The organism is Streptomyces sp. NPDC005070, from assembly GCF_053600395.1.
This window is the reverse complement of record NZ_JBSFZS010000024.1, coordinates 24945-47157: the sequence shown is the minus strand read 5'-3', so window position 1 is coordinate 47157 and position 22213 is coordinate 24945. Positions and strand designations below refer to the sequence as shown.

At 70.6% G+C, this 22213-nt stretch carries 18 protein-coding genes; 3 read left to right on the top strand and 15 right to left on the bottom strand.

The genetic code is table 11. The features are described 5' to 3' along the window. Positions 1 to 42 precede the first annotated feature (42 nt). From rplS to proS, 7 genes are all read right to left on the bottom strand, one after another. On the bottom strand, positions 43 to 393 hold the full coding sequence (gene rplS / locus ACWEBX_RS11275) for a 50S ribosomal protein L19 (RefSeq protein WP_451884622.1): 351 nt from the start codon (positions 391 to 393) through the stop codon (positions 43 to 45). 131 nt (positions 394 to 524) lie between these two features. After that, entirely contained in the window at positions 525 to 1346 is an 822-nt protein-coding gene (gene trmD, locus ACWEBX_RS11270; RefSeq protein ID WP_451884621.1) for a tRNA (guanosine(37)-N1)-methyltransferase TrmD, read from the bottom strand. Continuing rightward, a complete protein-coding gene (rimM, locus tag ACWEBX_RS11265; protein ID WP_451884620.1) occupies positions 1346 to 1978 on the bottom strand; it encodes a ribosome maturation factor RimM in 633 nt (210 codons plus the stop codon). The genes trmD and rimM overlap by 1 nt, the downstream gene beginning before the upstream one ends. Before the next feature lie 189 nt (positions 1979 to 2167). Beyond that, on the bottom strand, positions 2168 to 2407 hold the full coding sequence (locus tag ACWEBX_RS11260; RefSeq protein WP_005479813.1) for an RNA-binding protein: 240 nt from the start codon (positions 2405 to 2407) through the stop codon (positions 2168 to 2170). A 2-nt stretch (positions 2408 to 2409) separates the two neighbouring features. Then, positions 2410 to 2829, bottom strand: coding sequence for a 30S ribosomal protein S16 (gene rpsP, locus ACWEBX_RS11255; RefSeq protein WP_451884619.1), 420 nt, complete (start codon positions 2827 to 2829; stop codon positions 2410 to 2412). 454 nt (positions 2830 to 3283) lie between these two features. Next, positions 3284 to 3880 carry a hypothetical protein gene (locus ACWEBX_RS11250; RefSeq protein ID WP_037625093.1) on the bottom strand — a complete coding sequence of 199 codons (597 nt, stop codon included), beginning with the start codon at positions 3878 to 3880 and terminating at the stop codon, positions 3284 to 3286. A gap of 251 nt (positions 3881 to 4131) precedes the next feature. Then, the gene (proS, locus tag ACWEBX_RS11245) at positions 4132 to 5547 is read right to left on the bottom strand and encodes a proline--tRNA ligase (RefSeq protein ID WP_451884618.1); all 1416 of its coding nucleotides are present in this window, start codon (positions 5545 to 5547) and stop codon (positions 4132 to 4134) included. A gap of 199 nt (positions 5548 to 5746) precedes the next feature. On the opposite strand from proS, the gene ACWEBX_RS11240 reads away from it, so the two are divergent. Next, complete coding sequence (locus tag ACWEBX_RS11240; RefSeq protein WP_451884617.1) at positions 5747 to 6604, top strand: SAM-dependent methyltransferase; 858 nt, start codon at positions 5747 to 5749, stop codon at positions 6602 to 6604. Between the two features lie 50 nt (positions 6605 to 6654). On the opposite strand, the gene ftsH is transcribed toward ACWEBX_RS11240, so the two are convergent. The 6 genes from ftsH to nsdA all read right to left on the bottom strand — a co-directional run bounded on the left by ftsH (position 6655) and on the right by nsdA (position 16624). Beyond that, complete coding sequence (gene ftsH / locus ACWEBX_RS11235; RefSeq protein ID WP_451884616.1) at positions 6655 to 8589, bottom strand: ATP-dependent zinc metalloprotease FtsH; 1935 nt, start codon at positions 8587 to 8589, stop codon at positions 6655 to 6657. Between the two features lie 135 nt (positions 8590 to 8724). Beyond that, positions 8725 to 10278: a signal recognition particle protein gene (gene ffh, locus ACWEBX_RS11230; protein ID WP_355769579.1), complete on the bottom strand. Its 1554-nt coding sequence runs from the start codon at positions 10276 to 10278 to the stop codon at positions 8725 to 8727. 270 nt (positions 10279 to 10548) lie between these two features. Beyond that, positions 10549 to 13008, bottom strand: coding sequence for a [protein-PII] uridylyltransferase (locus tag ACWEBX_RS11225; RefSeq protein WP_451884615.1), 2460 nt, complete (start codon positions 13006 to 13008; stop codon positions 10549 to 10551). Between the two features lie 40 nt (positions 13009 to 13048). After that, positions 13049 to 13387 carry a P-II family nitrogen regulator gene (locus tag ACWEBX_RS11220; RefSeq protein ID WP_142192909.1) on the bottom strand — a complete coding sequence of 113 codons (339 nt, stop codon included), beginning with the start codon at positions 13385 to 13387 and terminating at the stop codon, positions 13049 to 13051. Then, positions 13384 to 14721 (bottom strand): ammonium transporter, encoded by a 1338-nt coding sequence (locus tag ACWEBX_RS11215; protein ID WP_451884614.1) that lies wholly within the window; start codon positions 14719 to 14721, stop codon positions 13384 to 13386. Before ACWEBX_RS11215 ends, ACWEBX_RS11220 begins: the two co-directional genes overlap by 4 nt. A 427-nt stretch (positions 14722 to 15148) precedes the next feature. After that, complete coding sequence (gene nsdA / locus ACWEBX_RS11210) at positions 15149 to 16624, bottom strand: transcriptional repressor NsdA (protein WP_451884613.1); 1476 nt, start codon at positions 16622 to 16624, stop codon at positions 15149 to 15151. A 448-nt stretch (positions 16625 to 17072) separates the two neighbouring features. Between nsdA and ACWEBX_RS11205 the strand changes: the two genes are divergently transcribed. Beyond that, positions 17073 to 17735, top strand: a complete 663-nt coding sequence (locus ACWEBX_RS11205) for a bifunctional DNA primase/polymerase (protein ID WP_451884612.1) — start codon at positions 17073 to 17075, stop codon at positions 17733 to 17735. Positions 17736 to 17828: 93 nt separating this feature from the next. Here the strand turns inward: ACWEBX_RS11205 and ftsY are convergent, their stop codons facing one another. Beyond that, entirely contained in the window at positions 17829 to 19034 is a 1206-nt protein-coding gene (ftsY, locus tag ACWEBX_RS11200) for a signal recognition particle-docking protein FtsY (RefSeq protein ID WP_451884611.1), read from the bottom strand. Positions 19035 to 19397: 363 nt separating this feature from the next. On the opposite strand from ftsY, the gene ACWEBX_RS11195 reads away from it, so the two are divergent. Then, entirely contained in the window at positions 19398 to 20366 is a 969-nt protein-coding gene (locus tag ACWEBX_RS11195) for an LLM class flavin-dependent oxidoreductase (protein ID WP_451884610.1), read from the top strand. A 131-nt stretch (positions 20367 to 20497) separates the two neighbouring features. On the opposite strand, the gene ACWEBX_RS11190 is transcribed toward ACWEBX_RS11195, so the two are convergent. Further along, positions 20498 to 21916: a sugar porter family MFS transporter gene (locus tag ACWEBX_RS11190; protein WP_451884609.1), complete on the bottom strand. Its 1419-nt coding sequence runs from the start codon at positions 21914 to 21916 to the stop codon at positions 20498 to 20500. Between the last annotated feature and the right edge of the window lie 297 nt (positions 21917 to 22213).

Here is a 22213-nt window from a genome sequence, read left to right as displayed (position 1 = left end):
CTACCGGCTCGGTCGCCGACGGATCACCGCGGCGGCACGGGCTCAGCGGTCGCGCTTCTCCTTGATCTTCGCGGCCTTGCCGCGCAGCTCACGGAGGTAGTACAGCTTCGCGCGACGCACGTCACCGCGGGTGACGACCTCGATCTTCTCGACGATCGGGGTGTGCACCGGGAAGGTGCGCTCGACGCCGACGGAGAACGAGACCTTGCGGACCGAGAAGGTCTCGCGGACACCGGCGCCCTGGCGGCGGATGACTACGCCCTTGAACTGCTGCACACGGGAGCGGTTGCCCTCGATGACGCGGACGTGGACGTTGACGGTGTCACCCGGGCGGAAGGCCGGGATGTCGGTGCGCAGCGAGGCGCCGTCGACGGTGTCGAGCAGGTGAGACATTGTGTCTGCTTTCTTCGCCGATGCCACAGGTCATCAACGGGAGAGAGGTTCGAAGATGATGCTGTCTCGTCGGGACGGGCGTCGTGTCCCCCTGTGGCAGGGGCGCACGCCGGACGACGGAGAGCAGCGGCCTATTCTTCCACGGCCTGTGGCCTGCGCCAAAATCGGCCGTCGGGTGCCGGGCTCCAGCCCAGGATCGAGAGCATCTCGCGATCCTTCTTGTCGAAGCCGGAAGCGTCGCAGCGCTCGATGAGGTCGGGCCGGTTCGCCGCCGTACGGCGCAGTGCCTCGTCGCGGCGCCAGCGGGCGATCTTCCCGTGGTGGCCGCTGACCAGCACGTCGGGGATCTCGCGGCCGCGCCACCGCGGGGGCTTGGTGTACACCGGCCCCTCCAGGAGGTTGGCCATGGCTCCGGGGGCGAACGAGTCGTCGCGGTGGGACTCGGCGTTGCCGAGGACGCCCGGCAGCAGCCGCGCCACGGCCTCGGTGACGACGAGGACGGCCGCCTCGCCGCCGGCGAGGACGTAGTCGCCGATGGACACCTCGTAGACGGGCATCCTGGTCGCGTACTCGTCGATGACACGGCGGTCGATGCCCTCGTAGCGCGCGGGTGTGAAGACCAGCCAGGGGCGTTCGGAGAGTTCGACGGCGAGCTGCTGGGTGAACGGGCGCCCGCTGGGCGTGGGGACCACGAGGGCGGGGCCGTGGGCGCCCGTCTCGTAGCCGTCCGCCAGGGCGGAGTCCAGGGCGTCGCCCCAGGGCTCGGTCTTCATGACCATGCCGGGACCGCCGCCGTAGGGCGTGTCGTCGACCGTGTTGTGCCGGTCGTACGTCCAGTCCCGGAGGTCGTGCACGTGCACGTCGAGCTGTCCGCGCGCGCGGGCCTTGCCGACGAGTGAGACGTTCAGCGGTTCCAGGTACTCGGGGAAGATCGTGACCACGTCGAGCCGCATCAGGCGTCGGCCTCCGTGGCGTCCTCGCCGGCCGCGGCGGAGCCGTTCTCCACGTCCTTGGCGGAGCCGTTCCCCGCTTCCCCCGCGGAGTTCTCCGCATCCCTGGTGGAGACGATCTCCGCCTGGTCGTCGATCAGGCCGGGCGGCGGGTCGATGACGGCCCGCTGCTCCTCCAGGTCGATCTCGACGACGATCTCCTCCACGAACGGGATCAGCACCTCGGTGCCGTCCGGGCGCTCCACCACGAACAGGTCCTGCGAGGGCAGGTGCGAGATCTCCGTGATGCGCCCGACCTCGGCGCCGTCCGCGGTGACCACGTCCAGGTCCATGAGCTGGTGGTCGTAGTACTCGTCCGGGTCGTCCGGCGTCTCGTCCGGGTCGACCTCGGCGATCAGCAGGGTGTTGCGCAGCGCCTCGGCGGCGTTGCGGTCCCGCACGCCCGCGAAGCGCAGCAGGAGACGGCCGCTGTGGACGCGGCCCGTCTCGATGGTCAGTGGTCCGGTGGAGGCCGGATCGGTGAGCAGGACGGCACCGGGGCCGAGCCGGAGCTCCGGCTCGTCGGTGCGGACCTCCACGGTGACCTCGCCCTTGATGCCGTGGGCACGGCCGACGCGAGCGACTACCAGCTGCACTGTGCTTGATCTCCTGTCGTGTGCCGACGGCGATGTTTCCCGGACGACCGCGGGAGCGCGGGCGTCCGTGAGGTTGACGGGCGCCCCTCCGGGAGGGACCCGGCGGCCGCCCGGACGGGTTCGCAGACGACTACGGGCCGGGGACGGCTCGTAAGCCCTCCCCGGCCCGAGCCGGTGTTGCCTGTTACGTCAGCGGACGTGGTCCACGTCGACGAGGTCGACGCGGACACCGCGGCCGCCGATGGCACCCACGACGGTACGCAGAGCGCGCGCGGTGCGGCCGTTGCGGCCGATCACCTTGCCGAGGTCGTCCGGGTGGACCCGGACCTCGAGAACGCGCCCGCGGCGCAGGTCACGCGAGGCGACCTGCACGTCGTCGGGGTTGTCGACGATGCCCTTCACGAGGTGCTCGAGAGCCTCCTCGAGCATGCTCAGGCCTCGGTCGACTCGGACTCGGCCGCAGCCTCGTCCTTCTTCTCAGCCTTCTTCTTCTGGGTGATGGCCTCACCCTTGCCCGTGTCGTCGCCACCGAGGGCGTCGAACAGCGGGCGCGTGGCCTTCGGCTCGGCGACGAGCAGCGGAGCCGGGGCCGGCAGGCCCTTGAACTTCTGCCAGTCACCGGTCAGCTTCAGGATGGCGAGCACGGGCTCGGTCGGCTGCGCGCCGACACCCAGCCAGTACTGCGCGCGGTCCGAGTCGACCTCGATGCGCGAAGGGTTCTGCACCGGGTGGTACAGACCGATCTCCTCGATGGCCCGGCCGTCACGGCGGGTACGGGAGTCGGCGACGACGATGCGGTAGTGAGGCGAACGGATCTTGCCCAGACGCTTCAGCTTGATCTTGACTGCCACGGAAGTGGTGTCTCCTGGTCTTGACGGGGTTGGGCACGCAGAGATGGCCGCGTGGGGTTGCGGTACCCGAGTGCCCGATGGACGCGTCAGCCGGAGGAGAGAGGGGTCCTATGCGGCTGTCGAGTACAGCTAGCCATTCTGCCACATCCCGCACTCCGCCCGGACCGAGGGTGGGCGAGCCCACGCCCGCCGCACGAGCCGGCGCCTGAAAGAGCGCAGGCCTGGACCACCACATGCCTGGACGAGCGCATGCCTGTCGGGCACCCGGCGTTCCGGGTGCCCGACAGGCATGGGCGACGTGCACCAGCCACCGAGGGCCTCGGAGAGATGCCGCCCGCGCGCACTCGTGCCTCCTGAATTCCCCCACATGCTCCAGGGCAGTGGGGGAGGCACGACTGCTCACGGGCCGCGCGAACTCGTCCGGCACCCACGAGACGCCGGTGGAGCCCGCACCTCAGCCGGCGGCTGCCCCGACCACCTCCGGAATCCGGAAGGGCTTGCCGCACCCTCCGCACACGATCGGCGCCTGCGCGAGGACGGACGGGACCACGCGCACGTTGCGCCCGCAGTCACAGACGGCCTTGACGCGGACACCTCCCCCGGAGGAGCCGTGGCGGGCGGCCGGACCGCGGAACGAGCGGGCGGTGTCCGCGGACGTGGCGGCCGTATGGGCCTTCAGCGCCCGCTGGAGCCGCTCGATGGTCGGCCGGTATCGGCGCTTCGCCTCGGGGTTGAGCGTGACCAGCGAGAAGCCGCTGCTGGGATGCGGCTCCTCGGGATGGTCCAGGCCCAGCTCCTCGGCGATCGCGAGGAATCTGCGGTTGTGATAGCGGCCGGCGCGCGAGGTGTCGCGGACTCCGCGGGCGGCGGCGATGCCGTGGACTGCTTCGTGAAGCAGTCGTTCGAAGGAGAGTTCGTGTCCGCAGGCGGACGACGATTCTCCGATCAGGGACTCTGGCGCGGCAAGATCGGGCAGTTCGGGGTGGTGCCGCTGAATGTCGGCCCACGCCCCTGCCAGCTCTGCGGCGAGAACAGGTGGTGTCGTGCTCACGTAATGAGAACGAGCGGGAGTGCCTCCGTGTTCCTATTACGGGGCATCCCAAATAATTTGCACGTACCCGTCAGTTGGCACTGATGTGAACCGACGAGGTCGGGTGCGCTGATCTGCGGAGAAGCGTTACAGCTCATACCAAGGCGGTACGTAGGCACACGTACGCCCCGGCGCGTAGACGACTTCAGCACGCCGAGGCACCTGTGGTCGGCAGATGCGCAAGAGGTGTTTCGGCCGCCCTGCTGTTCGGCTCAGTAGGCGCGGGCGACGACGGCGACGTTACCGGGTGCGTCGTCGGCGTCCGGCACCGACCCGTCCTCGGCGACCAGACACCGTACGGTCACCGCGTGCTCGGCGAGCCTGGCCTCGCCCTCTTCGCCGAGGTCGGCCCAGGGAATGCGCGCCCAGCCGCCGGACACGGCGGCCTCCACGGCCGCGCCGATGCTCGACACCTCCGCCGTACGGGACTCGCGGCGCTCGCGGGACTGCCTCAGGAGGAGCGCCTGGTCCTCCTCCAGGACGCCGGGGAGCAGGGCGGCCAGCGCGTCGAGGGCCACCGGCTCCTTGCCTCCGGGAATGCGGCGGACGAGCATCGCCGTGCCGTTCTCCAGGTCACGGGGCCCGACCTCGATGCGTACGGGGACGCCCTTGAGCTCCCAGTCGACGGCGCGGCGCCCGAAGGGGGTGTCCGTACGGTCGTCGACCTGGACCCGTACACCCGCCGCCGCCAGCCGCTCGCCGATGTCGCGGACCTTGGCCAGAACGGCCTCGTCCCCCTTGATCGCGAGGACGACGACCTGTACCGGGGCGAGCCGGGGCGGCACCCGCAACCCACTGTCATCACCGTGCGACATGATCAGGCCACCCACCATGCGGGTCGAGGCCCCCCAGGAGGTCTGCCAGACGAGCTCCTGTTTCCCGTCCCTGGACAGGTACTGGGTGTTGAACGCCCGCGCGAAGTTCTGCCCCAGCTCGTGGCTGGTGCCCAGTTGGAGCGCCTTGCCGTCGCCCATCATCCCTTCGAGGGTGAGGGTGTTGACGGCGCCCGCGAACCGCTCGCTCGCCGTCTTCCGGCCAAGGACGACATCGATGCCGAGGACGTTCACCATGAAGTCGGCGTACACCCGCTTGTGGATGTGTGCGGCGTAGTCCCGGGCGTCCTCGTACGTGGCGTGCGCGGTGTGGCCCTCCTGCCAGAGGAATTCGGTCGTTCGCAGGAACACCCTCGGGCGCATCTCCCAACGGACCACGTTCGCCCACTGGTTGATCAGCAGCGGCAGGTCGCGGTAGCTCTGCACCCACTTGGAGAAGTACTCGTTGACGATCGTCTCGGAGGTGGGGCGGACGACGACCGGCTCCTCCAGCTCCTTGCCCCCGCCGTGCGTGACGACCGCGAGCTCGGGCGCGAAGCCCTCGACGTGCTCCGCCTCCCGGGTCAGGTACGACTGCGGGATGAACAGCGGGAAGTAGGCGTTCTGGGCACCCGCGTCCTTGATACGGGCGTCCAGCTCCTGCTGCATCCGCTCCCACAGCCCGTACCCGTAGGGCCGGATGACCATGGTTCCGCGCACCGGTCCGTTGTCGGCGAGCTCGGCCTTGTTGATCAAGTCCTGGTACCAGCGCGGGAAATCGTCCGCCTGGGGAGTGAGAACGGGTGCCTTTGCCATGCGGGTGATGCTACGGGCCCACGTTGCCGGTATGTGAATTCTTGCGCCTTTCGCGGCCGGGCCGTAAACGGGCCCCCGAGACCCCTGGACGGCACGTCGAGGGCGGAGTTACCTGACATACGGGGGGAGTGCGGGCCTCGCGCGCGGGGGCGGAGGAAGGGGGCCCGGCGGCAACTCTCGGCGGATTGGGGCACTTTCGATGACACCTACGCTCGTGCGGCAGCACCTTCCTCATGCGGGCCCATCGCCCCGCTCCGACCGGGGTGCACGCGCGCGTGACTGGGCCGAGATCCAGGAGCGGATGCTGGTGCCGCTCTTCGAGGCCGTCTACGAGCGGCTCGAAGTGGGCGGCGGGACACGGCTGCTCGGGCTCGGCTGCGGGTCGGGGCTCGCCCTGTTGATGGCCGGCTCCCGCGGCGCCGCGGTCACGGGTGTCGACTCCTCGTCGCCCGAACGGCTGACTCTCGCGCGGGAACGTCTGCTGCCGTCCGAACGGGACGCGGGCCCGCGCGCCGTGGCGCGGATCGTGTCCGGGTCCCCCCGGGACACGGTGGTGGAGGGAGCGCCGGCGTACAACCTGGTGACCGCGTTCGAACCGATCGGGTGCGTGGCCGGCGACTCCGAGGGACTCGGTGCGCAGCTCGCGGAGGCGGCACCGCTCGCGGGCCGGGGAACGCCCGTGGTGCTCGTCGGGTGGGGGCCGCCGGAGCGGTGCGCCACCTCGGCCGTGCTGCGGGTGGCCACGAAACTGGCCGATCCCCTGCGCGGCGCGGCGAGCTGGCGTGCCGCCCGCCGGGACGACCTGGAGGAGGTGGCCCAGCGGGCAGGACTGCGGCCGGACGGCTCGGGGCGGGTGGCCTGCCCGTTCGGCTACGCCGATGTGGACAGTGCCGTACGCGGGCTGCTCTCCACGGGGCTCTTCGACGCCGCGGTCGACGCCACCGACCAGGCGCAGGTCGACAAGGAGGTGGCGGAGGCGCTGCACCCTCATCTGCGGCGGGACGGCACCGTCTGGATGCCGAACGTGTTCCGGTACCTGATCGCCCGCACAGTCTGACGACGCCGCGGCGACCCGGCTCCGACCCCAGCCGGGTCCGGGCCGGGGGTTCAGGTCTCCTTGACCGTCCGGGGCACCCCGGCGATCCGGTATGCCTCGGCCTCCTCCAGTGTCTCGTTCGCGAGAAGCGCCTCCGCCAGGGCGTCGAGCTGCCCCCGGTGGTCGCGGAGCTTCTGGCAGGCCTCCTCGTAGCACTCGTCGACGATGCGGCGCATCTCGTGGTCGATCGAGTCGAGGGTGCCCGGGGCCGCCGCGAGGCCGTAGGCCTGCTGGGCGTCGTTGGGCAGCGCCGACAGCCGGCCGACGCGTTCGCTCATGCCCCAGCGGGCCACCATGCCCCGGGCGAGGTTGGTGACCTGCTCCAGGTCGTTCTCCGAGCCCGTGGTGATGACGTCGTAGACGACGTGCTCGGCGGCCATGCCGCCGAGGGCGCCGATGATCCGGCCGCGCAGATACTCCTCGGTGTACGCGTACCGGTCCGCGTCCGGCGTCGAGAGCGTGACGCCGAGCGCGCGGCCGCGCGGAACGATGGTGATCTTGCGGACGGGGTCGGCGCCGGGCCGCAGCATCCCGAGGAGGGCGTGGCCGCTCTCGTGGTACGCGGTGCGGCGGCGTTCCTCGTAGGGCATGACGAGGGAGCGTTCGGCACCGAGCTGGACCTTTTCGAGCGCTTCGGAGAGGTCGCTCCGGGTCACCTCGGCCTGCTTGCGCTTGACGGCGAGGAGGGCCGCCTCGTTCGCGAGGTTGGCGAGGTCGGCGCCGGTCATCCCCGGGGTCGTACGGGCCACCTGGGTCAGGTCCACGTCCTCGGCGAGCGGGATCTCGCGGGTGTGGATCTCCAGGATCGCCTTCCGGCCGCTGCGGTCGGGGGGCGAGACGTTGACGACGCGGTCGAAGCGGCCGGGCCGGGTGAGCGCCGGGTCCAGGATGTCCGCGCGGTTGGTGGCGGCGATGACGATGACGCCCTCCGAGCCGGAGAAGCCGTCCATCTCGGTGAGGATCTGGTTGAGCGTCTGCTCGCGCTCGTCGTGGCCGCCCATGGCGGAGCCGCCCGACCGTGACCGTCCGATGGTGTCGATCTCGTCGATGAAGATGATGGAGGGTGCCACCTTGCGGGCCTCGGCGAACAGTTCGCGCACGCGCGAGGCGCCGACGCCCACGATCATCTCGATGAACTCGGAGGCGGAGGCGGAGAAGAACGGGACGCCCGCCTCGCCCGCGACGGCCCGGGCGAGCAGGGTCTTGCCGGTACCGGGCGGGCCCGCCAGCAGCACGCCGCGCGGCATCTTGGCGCCCATCCTGCGGTACGCGTCGGGGTTCTTGAGGAAGTCCACGACGTCGTCGACTTCGCCGGCCACCTCGTCGATGCCGGCCACGTCCGAGAACGTGGTGCGCTTGCCGCCGGGCACGAGCTCGACCGGTTTCGGCGGCGTCTTGCGGCCGAGCATGCCGCCCGCGCCGCCCATGCCGGAGCCCATCCGCCGGGCGATGAAGATCCACAGGACGACGAGCAGGATCATCGGGGCGAGCGAGATCAGCAGGTTGAACAGGAGGCTGCGTTCCTGGACCACCGGCGAGGCGGTCACCGTGACGTCGTGTTTCTGGAGGTTGTCCCACAGCTTGTCGCCGGCGAAGACGGGTCGCTGGGTCTTGAACTTGGTGTACTTCCCGTCGCCGTCGGGCTTCTCCTGCGAGGTCTTGAGCTGCCCCTGGATCGCGTCGCCCTTGGCGTAGATCTTGGTGACGTTGCCGTCGTCGACCTGCCGGCTGAACTCCGTGTACGAGATCGTCGGTTCGTTGCCCTTGTTGTAGACGGACAGCACCAGGTTGGCGATGAGGAACACGATGAGCGCGGCCAGGGCCAGGCTCCACCAGCCGCCCGGCAGCTTCCGCCGGCCGCCCGGCGGCGGAGTCGGCTCGGGTGGCGTGCCCTCGGTACGCCACGGCTGGTCCGGTGCCTTGCGCGGTGGCACAGGGTTGCTCATAAAGGGACGTTACGACAGATGGCGGACACCGGCACCCGCGGTCATGCCGCTGGGGGCGCCTCTCGTGGTGAGAGGCGCCCCCAGCGGGCGTCACGACGGGGCTCCCGTACGGGACGGGAGGTGGGTCCAGGAGCGTCAGCCCATGAACTTCTTGAACTCGTCCGGCAGCTCGAAGTCGTCCTGGGTGCCCTGCTGCGGGAGGCCGAAGGCGTTGCCGCCCTGCGCGCCCGCCTCGCGGCGCGCGGCCTCCTCTTCCTCCTGCTGCTTGCGCTTCATCGGGTTGCCGGAGCGCTGCTTGCCCTTGGCCTGCTTCGGCTTCTTCTTGGCGCGGCCGGGGCCGCCGCCCATGCCGGGCATCCCCGGCATGCCCGGCATCCCGCCGCCCTGGGCCATGCGGGACATCATCTTGCGGGCCTCGAAGAAGCGCTCGACCAGGCCCTTGACCGCGCTGACCTCGACGCCGGAACCCTTGGCGATACGGGCGCGGCGCGAGCCGTTGATGATCGTCGGGTCGTGGCGCTCGCCCGGGGTCATCGACTTGATGATCGCGCCGACGCGGTCGACGTCCCGCTCGTCCAGGTTGTTGATCTGGTCCTTGATCTGGCCCATGCCCGGAAGCATGCCGAGCAGCTTGCTGATGCTGCCCATCTTCCGGACCTGCTCCATCTGGGCCAGGAAGTCGTCCAGGGTGAAGTCCTGGCCCTTCTTGGACGCCAGCTTGGAGGCCATCTTCTCGGCCTCTTCCTGGCTGAACGTCTTCTCCGCCTGCTCGATCAGGGTGAGGAGGTCACCCATGTCGAGGATGCGGGAGGCCATCCGGTCAGGGTGGAACGCGTCGAAGTCGTCGAGCTTCTCGCCGTTCGAGGCGAACATGATCGGCTTGCCGGTGATCTGCCGGATCGACAGGGCGGCACCACCGCGGGCGTCACCGTCGAGCTTGGAGAGCACCACGCCGTCGAAGCCGACGCCGTCACGGAAGGACTCGGCGGTGTTGACCGCGTCCTGGCCGATCATCGCGTCGACGACGAAGAGGATCTCGTCGGGGCTGACGGCGTCGCGGATGTCCGCGGCCTGCTGCATCAGCTCCTGGTCGATACCGAGGCGGCCGGCGGTGTCCACGATCACGATGTCGTGGACCTTGGCCTTCGCGAACTCGATGGAGTCCTTGGCGACCTTGACCGGGTCGCCGACGCCGTTGCCCGGCTCGGGGGCGTAGACGGCGACGCCCGCGCGCTCGGCGACGACGCTGAGCTGGTTCACCGCGTTCGGGCGCTGGAGGTCGGCGGCGACGAGGATCGGGGAGTGGCCCTGGTCCTTGAGCCACTTGCCGAGCTTTCCGGCGAGCGTGGTCTTTCCCGCGCCCTGAAGGCCCGCGAGCATGATCACGGTGGGCGGGTTCTTGGCGAAGCGGAGACGCCGGGTCTCACCGCCGAGGATCGTGACGAGCTCGTCGTTCACGATCTTCAGGACCTGCTGGGCGGGGTTCAGGGCCCGGGAGACATCGCTGCCCATGGCCCGTTCCTTGACGTTCTTGATGAACGTGCGGACGACGGGCAGGGCGACGTCGGCTTCGAGGAGCGCGATGCGGATCTCGCGGGCCGTGGCGTCGATGTCCGCCTCACTGAGGCGCCCCTTGCCGCGGAGGTTTTTGAACGTCGCGCTGAGGCGGTCGGAGAGGGTATCGAACACGGTGGCTTCGGTCCTCGGAGTCGGGGTCGTTTCGGGCTGCCCTCCAGGGTATCTGTCCCCGCAAGCGATTCGTCCCCGCACACCGCATTCGACAGGCGGGGACGCCGCCCAGGGCCCCACCGGACCGGCTTCGGGCGACGGAACGGCTCCCCGGGTCGCGGAGATCACATCCGCTTCCGCGCGGGACGAACGGGCCCGACGGCCGCGCGGGACGAGCGCGGGCCCGGGTCCACGCGGACGCGGCGCCGGGCCGACCGAGGTCAGGTCAGGTCAGGCTCGCAGTGCCTCCTCCACCGCCCGTGCCACCGAGGCCGCCTCCTCCCCCGGCAGGGGTTCCCCCTTCGTGCCCGTCACGTAGAAGGCGTCCACGGCGTTCGCGCCGAGCGTGGAGACGTGCATGCTCCGTACCCGGACCCGCGCCTTCTCCAGGGCCCGCCCGATGCGGTGCAGCAGGCCCGGGGCGTCGTGGGCGCGGACCTCGATGACCGTGGCCAGGCGGGACGCCGCCGACGCGACGGTGACGCGCGCGGGGGGCGCGACGACGCCCCGGCGGCGCGGGTAGGCGGCATCGCGTTCGGCGAGGCGGGCGCTGATGTCGAGGGAGCCGTCGAGGGCGCGTACGAGGTCGGCGCGCAGCCGGGCGGCCTGTGGCAGGGAGCCGTACTCGGCGGCGACGCGCCAGTTGAGCAGCAGCACCGTGCCGTCGACACCGTGGGGCAGGTCCAGGGCGCGCAGCTCGGCGGTACGGACGGTCAGCCGGTGCATGGCGAGGACGCCGGCGACCGACGGGAGCACGCCGGGCTGGTCGGGGACGGCGATGAGGAGTTCCACGCCGAGCGGTTCCGGATCGGCCGGGGCGGCAGCCGGTTCGGCCTCGGTGTCGAGGGGTTCCGTCTGCGCGCGCAGGGCCAGGACGGGCCCGCCCGTCCGGCACGCCTCGATCGCGAGGCGTTCCATCTCGGCGGTCGGCGCGGCGGCCTCGGGCTCCTCGGGAGCATCCCCGGACAGCACGGCCGAGACCCGTTTGACCAGGTCGGCGACGAGGGAGCCGCGCCAGGAGGACCAGGCGGCGGGCCCGGTGGCCAGCGCGTCCGCCTCGGTGAGCGCGTGCAGCAGTTCCAGGGTGCCCTGCGATCCGACGGCCTCGGCGACGGAGCGGACGGTGGCCGGGTCCTCCAGGTCACGCCGGGTCGCGGTGTCGACGAGCAGCAGATGGTGGCGTACGAGGGTGGCGAGCACCGTCACGTCCACGCGGTCGAAGCCGATACGGGCGGCCACGTCCCGGGCGATGATCTCGCCGGCGACGGAGTGGTCGCCGGGCCAGCCCTTGCCGATGTCGTGGAGGAGGGCGGCGACGAGGAGGAGGTCGGGACGGCCGACGCGGCGGGTCAGTTCGGAGGCGCGGACGGCCGTCTCGATGAGGTGGCGGTCGACGGTCCAGATGTGGACGGCATTGCGCTGGGGCCGGCAGCGCACCCGCTCCCAGTCGGGCAGCAGCCGGGTGATGAGCCCTTCGGCCTCCAGCGCCTCCCAGACCTCGATGGTCGGGCGGCCCGAGCCGAGGAGGGTGACGAGCTGTTCGCGTGCCTCGGCGGGCCAGGGCGTGGGGAGGGGGCGCGCGGCGGCGGCCATGCGCCGTACGGCGTGCAGGGACAGCGGGAGGTCCGCCTGCGCGGCGGCGGCCGCGGCGCGCAGCGGGAGCACGGGGTCCCGCTCGGGCCGGGCGGCGCGGGCGAGCACCACCTCGCCGTCCTGTTCGACCACGCCCTCGGCGAGCGGGGACCGTTCGGCGACGGGCTTGCCGCCGCCCAGCATGGCGCGCAGCCGCGGGCGCACGGAGCGCGAACGCAGGACGCGTCCGACTTCGCGCCAGGTGACATCGCTGGCGTACGACACGACGCGCGCGGCCTCGTACACCTGGCGCAGGAGGGTGTCGGCGTCCAGCAGTCCGAGTTCCGCGGCGACCTGGTCCTGTTCCTGGAGGGCGAGGCGGTCGGTGGCGCGGCCGGTGGTGAGGTGCAGCGCGTCGCGGACGTCCAGGAGTCGGCGGCGGGCGTCCGCGAGGCCTTCGCGGGGTGCGTCCGCGAGCCAGGAGGCGGCGACGGCGCGCAGCGCGGTGGCGTCGCGCAGTCCGCCGCGGGCCTCCTTCAGGTCGGGTTCGAGGAGGTACTGGAGCTCACCCTGGCGCTCGGCGCGCTCCGCGCACAGTTCCTGGAGCTGGGGCAGCCGCTTGGGCGCCTGGTTGCGCCAGTCGGCGAGGACGGCGGTCCGCAGTCCCGCGGTGAGGCCGAGGTCGCCGGCGATGTGGCGGGCGTCGAGGAGGCCGAGCTGGACCTTGAGGTCGTCGGCGGCGGTCTTGCGGGCCTCGGCCGGGGTGCGGACCGAGTGGTCGAGATCGAGGCCCAGGTCCCAGACGGGGTACCAGACGCGGTCGGCGAGGGCGGCGACGGCGCCGGGGTCGGTGCCGTCGTGCAGGAGGAGCAGGTCGAGGTCGCTGCGCGGGGAGAGCTCGCCGCGGCCGTAGCCGCCGACGGCGATGAGGGAGGCTCCGCGCAGGCCCTGGGATCCGGCGGTGAACAGGCCGGTCAGCCAGTCGTCCGTCAGTTCCGCGAGGGCGGTACGGCGCGGCGGCCCGGACCGCGCCCCCTCCTGGAGGAGGCGCAGCCGGGCCGCCGCGTAGCCGCTGGGTCCCGAGTCCTCTGCTTCCACTCGCGTGTTGGTACTCGTCACCCAGCGACTCCTGTCTTTCCTCTTCGTGCGGGCCGGTCCGTCAGAGCGCGTCGGGGCCGCGCTCGCCGGTGCGGACCCGGACGGCCGTGTCGACCGGGACGGACCACACCTTGCCGTCACCGATCTTGCCGGTGCGGGCCGCCTTGACGACGACGTCGATGAGCTGTTCGGCGTCGTCGTCCTCGACCAGCACCTCGATGCGGATCTTGGGGACGAGGTCGACCGTGTACTCGGCGCCGCGGTACACCTCGGTGTGTCCCCGCTGCCGACCGTAGCCGCTCGCCTCGGTGACCGTCAGTCCGTGGACGCCGAAGGCCTGCAGTGCCTCTTTGATCTCGTCGAGCCGGTGGGGCTTCACGACGGCGGTGATGAGCTTCATGCGTCCACCTTCTTGGCGTCCGTGTCGGCCGGAGCGGGCACGGCGGTCCGGGCCGCGCCACCACCGGCGCCGCTGAAGTCGTATGCGGTCTCGGCGTGCTCGGCCTGGTCGATGCCGGCGATCTCCTCGTCCTCGGTGACCCGCATGCCGAGGGTCTTGTCGATGACGAAGGCGAGGATGGCGGAGACGACCAGGGAGTAGCCGAGGACGGCGAAGACGCCGGCGCACTGCTTCCAGAACTGGGTCAGGCCGCCGCCGTAGAAGAGGCCCTCGACCGTGGACTGGCCGTGGCCGCTGGCGAAGAGGCCGATCAGCAGGGAGCCGATGACACCGCCGACGAGGTGGACACCGACGACGTCCAGGGAGTCGTCGTAGCCGAACCTGTACTTCAGGCCGACGGCCATGGCGCACAGGACACCGGCGATGGCGCCGACCGCGATGGCACCGAGCGGGGAGACCGCGCCGCCGGACGGGGTGATGGCGACCAGACCGGCGACTGCGCCGGAGGCGGCGCCCAGCGTGGTGAACGCGCCGTGCCGGATCTTCTCGTAGAGGAGCCAGGCCAGCATGGCGGCCGCGGTGGCGACCTGGGTGTTGACGAACATCAGCGCGCCGACGCCGTCGTCGTTGCCGAGCCACGAGCCGGCGTTGAAGCCGAACCAGCCGAACCACAGCAGACCGGAGCCGAGCATCACCAGCGGGAGGCTGTGCGGGCGCATCGGGTCCTTCTTGAAGCCGACGCGCTTGCCGATGACCAGGATCACGCCGAGCGCCGCGGCACCCGCGTTGATGTGGACCGCCGTACCGCCGGCGAAGTCGATCACGCCGAGGTCGAAGGCCCAGCCGCCGGTGCCCCACACCCAGTGGGCGACCGGGAAGTAGACGAGCGTGGCCCACAGCGTGATGAACAGCGACCACGCAGTGAACTTCACGCGGTCCGCGAGGGCACCGCTTATCAGTGCGGGGGTGATGATCGCGAACATGAGCTGGAAGACCATGAAGACGAAGACCGGGATGGTGTATCCGGGCCAGAGTTCCGTCAGGCCGATGTTGCTGAGGCCGACCCAGTCAGAGGTCCAGCCGATGAACGATCCCTTGTCCGTGCCGAAGGCGAGGGAGAAGCCGTACAGCACCCACAGGATGGTGATGATCCCCATGCTGATGAAGCTCATCATCAGCATGTTGAGCGTGCTCTTGACGCGGACCATGCCTCCGTAGAAGAAGGCGAGGCCCGGCGTCATGATGAGCACGAGGGCGGAACAGATGAGCATGAACCCTGTGTTGGCGGCAGACAGCTTGGGTGCCTCTGCGGCAAGGGTGATGGCTGGTGCCATCGGCGTCTCCTCGTCGTTGGTACGGCCCCGTGCGGGCGAAGCCTGAGTGGTCGTGAGGGGTGGGCCGGTTATGCGCCATGAGATTGACGCAGCGCGGTTTCCGTGGACGCCCCTCGATGTTTCGCACCAGTGACGAAGGCGCTCCGTGTGTTACACGTTCATGAACTGCCTGATTGTGGTCGAAGCGATCGTTATCGTGACGCAATCTCCGGGGGGATGCTCGCGGCGCTCTGGACGCGCGGGGACATGACCACCGTGTGGGGCATGCCCGCGCGTGCGGGCCGGGGCGGCGCCGGCGGGGGCCGCATACAGCGGAACCGGCCACGTCCGGTCGTCCGATGACCTGGCATGGGGGAGCCGAGTCGGGCAGTTCAGGACGACCGGCCGCGGCCGGAGTGCTGGGCGGGGCCGCCGCGGCGGCCCCGTGTCAGACCGCCTCGGCGGTCTCGGGCAGGTCGACGGCGAGCTGGTCGGTGAGGTCGATGACCTCAGCGAGATCCCCGAAGTCACGGACGGCGGTGTCGACCGTCTTTCGGATACGAGTGTTGACGCGCTCGGAGCGCACTTTCCTGCCGATCCTCAGGGCTTCCTTGGCCAGGACGGCACTCTGCTCGGGCTCGCGCTGCAGCAGGTGCACGGTGGCCATGCCGATGAGGTTGAGCGCGTACGACCGCTGATGCTCGGAGTCCTTGCCGAAGAGGTCGACCGCCTTCTGCATCAGGGGCTCGGCCATGGAGGCGTACGTGGGGCTGCGCCCGGCGACGTAGGCGAGGTCACGGTAGGAGTGCGAGTTCTCGCCGTACAGCTCGGCCCGGGAGAAGAAGCGGATCCAGTCGGGGTCCGGCTCGTCCCACTCGTGCACGTCGGCGAAGGTGTCCTCGGCCATGCGGACGGCCCGCTTGCACTTTCCGGGCTGGCCGATGTTGGCGTAGGCGCGGGCCTCCATCGCATACAGCATCGACTGGGTGCGCGGGCTCGCGCAGTCACGGCTGCCGTACTGGGCGAGGTGGATCAGCTCCAGGGCGTCGTCCGGCCGCCCGAGGTGAATCATCTGACGGCTCATGCTGGAGAGGATGTACGAGCCGAGCGGCTTGTCGCCCGCCTCCTTCGAGGCGTGCAGGGCGAGCACGAAGTACTTCTGCGCGGTGGGCTGGAGGCCCACGTCGTAGCTCATCCAGCCCGCCAGCTCGGCCAGTTCGGCGGCGACCTTGAACAGGCGCTTCTCGGTGGCGGCGGGCTGCGGCTCCTGGAGGAGGTCCGTCACCTCGTGCAACTGGCCGACGACGGCCTTGCGGCGCAGTCCGCCGCCGCACTGCGCGTCCCACTGACGGAACATCACGGTGGTGGACTCCAGGAGATCCAGCTCCGGTTGGGAGAGCCTGCCGCCGCGGCGCGTGGAGGCCGGCGGTTCGGCCGGCTCGTACGCCGTCGGCGGGGTGGGCACGAGCCAGCGCTGCATGGGCTCGATGAGGGCCGGGCCCGCGGAGAGCCCCAGCGAACTGCCGAGGAAGCCGCGCCGGGCGAGCATCAGGTCGCTGCGCGAGTACTCGCTGATGAGCGCGACGGTCTGGGGGCCGGTCCACGGAAGGTCGATGCCGGACACGGAGGGCGCCTGGTGGGCGGCGCGCAGACCGAGGTCCTCCACGGCGACGACACAGCCGAACCGCTCGGAGAACAGCTCCGACAGGATCCGCGGGATCGGCTCGCGCGGATTCTCCCCGTCCAGCCAGCGGCGCACCCGCGAGGTGTCCGTCGAGATGTGGTTGGCCCCCAACTGGCGGGCCCTGCGGTTCACCTGGCGCGCCAGCTCGCCCTTCGACCAGCCACTGCGCACGAACCACGAGCCGAGCAGCTCGTTGGGGCGCCTGTCAGCGTTCGTCCCGCCTCCGCCGTTGCCGCCCACTGGAACGCCCCCACTCCCCGAGACCACTTGTCGCCGCTCTGCGCCAAGCCCTATCAGAATGCCCGTAAACGCGGCCGCGCGTCCGGTAGTTCTCACCCTTCGAACGGGAACCCTGCTTGCCCTTGGCATACTCACGAGTAAACAAAACCCCAGGACTCGTGCACTCAAAGTAATCCTACGATCACGCGTCCAGCCATGGCGATCCGTGAAACGCCACCATTCGCCACCCCTTCGAATGAACTCCAGTCGCCCTGCTCGCGATTCACTTGACACAGAACGACCAAGGGTGGGCGGAGAAGCGCACTCCAGGGCGCACGGAGCCGAACGCACCACCCCATGCGCGACAAGGCGCTGTCTGGTATCGCGTGAAACCGGGCAGGCAGGAACAGAGGGTGACAATCCGGTTCCGTGACGTAACCACGGGCGCACCGGACCCGTTGGAGGGGGCATGGTCTTCACGATCGGCAGTAGTCGGGCGATGCGCGACATCCGGACCGGTGCTCGTCGCCGCGGCCACTCGTCGAAGGGCGGCGCCGTCGCCGCGTTCACCGGACTGTGGGGATGGGACGTGGTCCCGGGTGCCCGAGCCGCCGCGGGGGCGTGTTCGTGCGGCCGGGCCGACTGCCCGGCGCCGGGTGCGCACCCCCTGGCCTTCGCCCCCACGATCCCGGCGGGCACCACACTGAACGAGGCGACCGGCATCTGGGCGGGCTTCCCGGGCGCCGCGGTGATGCTGCCGGCCGGCCGGGCCTTCGACGTCATCGAGGTCGCCGAGGCGGCCGGGCGCCGCGCGCTCGTCCGGCTGGAGCGCATGGGCCTGCCGCTCGGTCCCGTGACGGCCGGCCCGGACGGCCGCGCCCACTTCTTCGTCTCCCCCGGTTCCGCCGCCGAACTTCCCGAGCTGCTCTACCGCATGGGCTGGGACGACGCCTCCCTCGACCTGCACGGCCTCGGCCCGGGCACGTTCATCACCGCCCCGCCCTCCGACCGCGCGGGACTCGGCCCGGTCCGCTGGCTGCGCTCCCCCGCTCTCGACTCCGCCCCGAAGCCGCCCCCGGCCAGGCTGCTGCTGGGCACCCTCGCCTACGTGGCACACCGTTCGCGGGCCTGACCCGCCGGAGCGAGCCGAACGGACGAAGCGCCCGTCCCCGCAGTGCTGCGGGGGCGGGCGCTTCTTCGGGCACCTACGCGTTCGCGCGGGTGGTCACTCTCCGATAAGGGCGTCAACGAACGCCTCCGGCTCGAACGGCGCCAGGTCGTCCGCGCCCTCTCCGAGACCCACCAGCTTGACCGGGACGCCCAGCTCGCGCTGCACCGCGACGACGATGCCGCCCTTCGCCGTGCCGTCGAGCTTGGTCAGCACGATGCCGGTGATCTCGACGACCTCGGCGAACACGCGCGCCTGCACGAGACCGTTCTGCCCGGTGGTCGCGTCGAGGACGAGCAGCACCTCGTCGAGCGGCGCGTGCTTCTCCACGACGCGCTTGACCTTGCCGAGCTCGTCCATGAGGCCGGTCTTGGTGTGGAGCCGGCCCGCGGTGTCGATGAGGACGACGTCCGCGCCCTCCTCGATGCCCTCCTTGACCGCGTCGAACGCGATCGAGGCGGGGTCGCCGCCCTCGGGGCCGCGGACGGTACGGGCACCCACGCGCTCGCCCCAGGTCTGGAGCTGGTCGGCGGCGGCGGCGCGGAAGGTGTCGGCGGCGCCGAGCACGACGTTCTTGCCGTCGGCGACGAGCACGCGCGCGAGCTTGCCGGTGGTGGTGGTCTTGCCGGTGCCGTTGACGCCGACGACCATCACGATGCCCGGGGTGTCGAGGTTCGAGTCGGTCTTGACCGCACGGTCGAACTCCGGGTCGAGAAGCTGGATCAGCTCTTCGCGCAGCAGGGCGCGCAGTTCGTCCGGTGTCCGCGTGCCGAGCACCTTCACCCGCTCGCGCAGCCGCTCGACCAGTTCCTGGGTGGGCTGCACACCGACGTCGGCGACGAGCAGCGTGTCCTCGATCTCCTCCCAGGTGTCGTCGTCGAGGTGCTCGCGCGAGAGCAGCGTGAGCAGCCCCTTGCCGAGCGCGTTCTGCGAGCGGGAGAGCCGGGTGCGCAGGCGCACCAGACGCCCGGCGGTCGGTTCCGGGATCTCGATCTGGGGGGCGGCGACCGGAGGTTCTTCGACGACGACCGACGGGGCGGCCGAGCCGTCGGGGAGATCCACCTCGTCCACGGTGCGGCGCGGCTCGTCGTGTGGCGCCTCGGCCTCGTCGCCGACGTGCGGTTCGGCCGGTGGTGCGGTGATGTCGGGGGCGGCGGGGGGCGGCGGGGGCAGCTGCTTCCGCTTGCGACTGCCGACGACGAGCCCACCGAGCGCGCCGATCACCACCACGGCGATGACTACAGCAAGGATGATGGTTTCCATAACAAGCCCAGTATGCGTGACCTGCCGCCCGGCCAGCCGTTGTCCCTGCGGGGGCCGCGTGCCCCGCGGGCCGGGCTGGTCCGCCGCTCGGCCACACGTCGGCGGGAAGCCCTTCAGGGCGGAGTCACAACCTCCTCAGTATCGGTGCGGCGGTACGCCGACTGCTCCGTTTTCACGAGGTACGTACGGGTGCGCGCAGCGTACCCAGGGTGTGTCACGGTCCATACCGTGGGCCGTGACGCGCACTCCCTCGCACCATCGCGACGTCACCGCCCGCGGGCGGACCCTACCGGTACCACGACTATGGAAACCTGACGCTTCGTCAGCTACCGTCCCCCTCCACCCACGAAGGGGGGGCTCCCCATGCCCGTGACGGTCGTGCGCTTCAACCTCGTCGAACCCGACGCCACCCCCGCCTCGCTCAGCGCCCGCTACCGGGCCGCCGTCGAGATGGCCACGTACGCCGACGACCGCGGGGTCACCACGGTGCAGACGGAGGAGCACCACGGCGCCGTCAACAACTGGCTGCCCTCGCCGTTCGCGTTCGCGGGCGCGGTCTTCGGGGCCACCCGGCAGATCGCGGTCACCGTCTCGGCCGTCATCGGCCCGCTGCACGACCCGCTGCGTCTCGCCGAGGACATCGCCGTGCTGGACCTGCTCAGCGGCGGCCGCCTGGTGACCGTGGCCGGCATCGGCTACCGGCCCGAGGAGTACGCGCAGTTCGACGTCGACTGGAAGCGGCGCGGCAAGCTCCAGGACGAGCTTCTGGAGACGGTGCTGAAGGCCTGGACCGGCGAGGAGTTCAGCTACCGGGGCCGTACGGTACGGGTCACCCCGCGCCCGTTCTCGGACCCGCACCCCCTGCTGCTGGTGGGCGGCTCCTCCCGGGCGGCGGCCCGGCGCGCCGCCCGGCTCGGCCTGCCGTTCTTCCCCAGCGCGCATCTGCCCGAGCTGGAGGCCTACTACAAGGAGCGGCTCATCGAGTACGGCACCGAGGGCTGGACCATGATGCCCGGTGCCGAGACGCCGCTGCTGCACATCGCCGAGGACCCGGACCGGGCCTGGGCCGAGTACGGCCGCCATTTCCTGCACGAGGCACGGACGTACGCCTCCTGGCAGTCCGGCGAGATCCGCTCGGCGGTGAAGTCGGCGGCCACGACGGTCGAGGAGCTGCGCGCCGAGGGCGTCTACCGCGTCCTCACACCCGACCAGTGCGTGGGGCTGGGCCTGGACAGCCTCGTCCTGCATCCGCTGTCCGGCGGGATGCCGGTGGACGAGGGCTGGCGCAGCCTGCGTCTCTTCTGCGAAAGCGTGCTGCCCCGGCTCGCGTGACCTGACGGTCCGAGCCGGGGCAGCACGCCCTCTTCACGAGTACGAGGAGAGGGGCAGCGGGGACTTGGCCCTTCTCCTCGAGCCAAGGGGAGTCACCGGCGGCCGTGGGGAGCCACCGGTGACACGGGCGGTCAGCCCATCTCCTCCAGTGCCTTGCCCTTCGTCTCCTTGACGAACTTGAGGACGAAGGGGATGGAGAGCACGGCGAAGCAGGTGTAGATCACGTAGGTCGCGGAGAGGTTCCAGTCGGCCAGCGACGGGAAGCTCGCGGTGATGGCCCAGTTGGCGATCCACTGCGCGGAGGCGGCGACACCGAGGGCGGCGGCGCGGATGTGGTTCGGGAACATCTCGCCGAGGAACACCCAGACCACGACACCCCAGGAGAGGGCGAAGAAGAGGACGAAGACATGGGCGGCGACCAGGGCGACCCAGCCCTGGGTGGCCGGCAGCTTGCCGTCGACCAGGTCGTAGGAGAAGGCCCAGGCCTCCAGGCCGAGACCGAAGGCCATACCCACCGAGCCGATGAGGGCGAGCGGCTTACGGCCGACGCGGTCCACGAAGATCATGGCGATCACGGTGCCGATGATGTTGATGATGGACGTGGTGAACGAGTAGAAGAACGAGTCTGTCGGGTCGACGCCGACCGACTGCCACAGCGTCGAGGAGTAGTAGAACGCGACGTTGATGCCGACGAACTGCTGGAAGACCGAGAGGCCGATACCGATCCAGACGATCGGCAGGAAGAGGAAACTGCCGCCGAGCAGGTCCTTGAAGGTCGACTTGTGCTCGCGCTTCATGGCCGTCTCGATCTCGACGACCCGGGCGTCCAGGTCGATCTTGTCGCCCTCGACCTCCTTGAGCACCTCGCGGGCCTGGCCCCTGCGGCCGACCTCGAGCAGGAAGCGCGGGGACTCGGGGATGGCGAAGGACAGCAGACCGTAGAGGACGGCCGGTACGACCATGACGCCGAGCATGACCTGCCAGGCTTCCAGGCCGAACACCGTGCCCCGCTGGTCGCCGTCGGCGGCCTGGAGGATGGCGTAGTTGACGAGCTGCGAGATGGCGATGCCGACGACGATCGCGGCCTGCTGGAACGAGCCGAGCCGTCCGCGGTACGCGGGCGGGGAGACCTCGGCGATGTAGGCGGGGCCGATGACGGAGGCCATACCGATGGCGAATCCGCCGATGATGCGCCAGAAGGCGAGGTCCCACAGCGCGAAGGGCAGGGCCGAGCCGACGGCGCTGACGGTGAAGAGGCTCGCGGAGATCTGCATGCAGCGGATGCGTCCGATGCGGTCGGCCATGCGGCCGGCGGCCGCGGCGCCGATGGCACAGCCGATCAGGGCGATGGCGATGACCTGGGCCAGCGCCGCGGAGCCGATGTCGTACCGGTCGCGGATGGCCTCGACCGCACCGTTGATCACAGCGCTGTCGTAGCCGAACAGGAAGCCGCCCATCGCGGCCGCCGCCGCGATGAAGATGACATGCCCGAGATGTTCGGGAGGAGCCGGCTTGGCTCCTGGCACAGGTGCCTGCGATGCGCTGGTCACGTAAGACTCCTCGGGCCACCGGCCTCGCTGCCGGGGGTGGGGGGCGAAAGCCTTCGCTGGTGGTTACCAGTGGCGCACAGGTTCACGCGGGCCACCACCTGAAGGTAAAAGCAACGTCAGAGAGACTATGCCTTCACTTTTCGAAGCCAAACACGGGGGTCGTCTGGGTCTTTACGGATTATCCCGGCCGATGTGGCGTTGTTGTGTTCAAGCTTTGAACATCAAGTGCCCGAATGGTCCACCGAAGGGCCAGTTCCCGGCCGTGCTCGCGTTGCCCCCGGCCGTTGCTCGCGTTGC

Excerpts from the sequence above, each read along its gene's own strand:
- ACWEBX_RS11260 (WP_005479813.1), bottom strand. The coding sequence starts at position 2,407 with ATGCTCGAGGAGGCTCTCGAGCACCTCGTGAAGGGCATCGTCGACAAC.
- ACWEBX_RS11240 (WP_451884617.1), top strand. The coding sequence starts at position 5,747 with ATGACACCTACGCTCGTGCGGCAGCACCTTCCTCATGCGGGCCCATCG.
- ftsY (WP_451884611.1), bottom strand. The coding sequence starts at position 19,034 with ATGGAAACCATCATCCTTGCTGTAGTCATCGCCGTGGTGGTGATCGGC.
- rplS (WP_451884622.1), bottom strand. The coding sequence starts at position 393 with ATGTCTCACCTGCTCGACACCGTCGACGGCGCCTCGCTGCGCACCGAC.
- ACWEBX_RS11195 (WP_451884610.1), top strand. The coding sequence starts at position 19,398 with ATGCCCGTGACGGTCGTGCGCTTCAACCTCGTCGAACCCGACGCCACC.
- ACWEBX_RS11215 (WP_451884614.1), bottom strand. The coding sequence starts at position 14,721 with ATGGCACCAGCCATCACCCTTGCCGCAGAGGCACCCAAGCTGTCTGCC.
- ftsH (WP_451884616.1), bottom strand. The coding sequence starts at position 8,589 with ATGAGCAACCCTGTGCCACCGCGCAAGGCACCGGACCAGCCGTGGCGT.
- proS (WP_451884618.1), bottom strand. The coding sequence starts at position 5,547 with ATGGCAAAGGCACCCGTTCTCACTCCCCAGGCGGACGATTTCCCGCGC.
- trmD (WP_451884621.1), bottom strand. The coding sequence starts at position 1,346 with ATGCGGCTCGACGTGGTCACGATCTTCCCCGAGTACCTGGAACCGCTG.
- ACWEBX_RS11205 (WP_451884612.1), top strand. The coding sequence starts at position 17,073 with ATGGTCTTCACGATCGGCAGTAGTCGGGCGATGCGCGACATCCGGACC.
- ACWEBX_RS11220 (WP_142192909.1), bottom strand. The coding sequence starts at position 13,387 with ATGAAGCTCATCACCGCCGTCGTGAAGCCCCACCGGCTCGACGAGATC.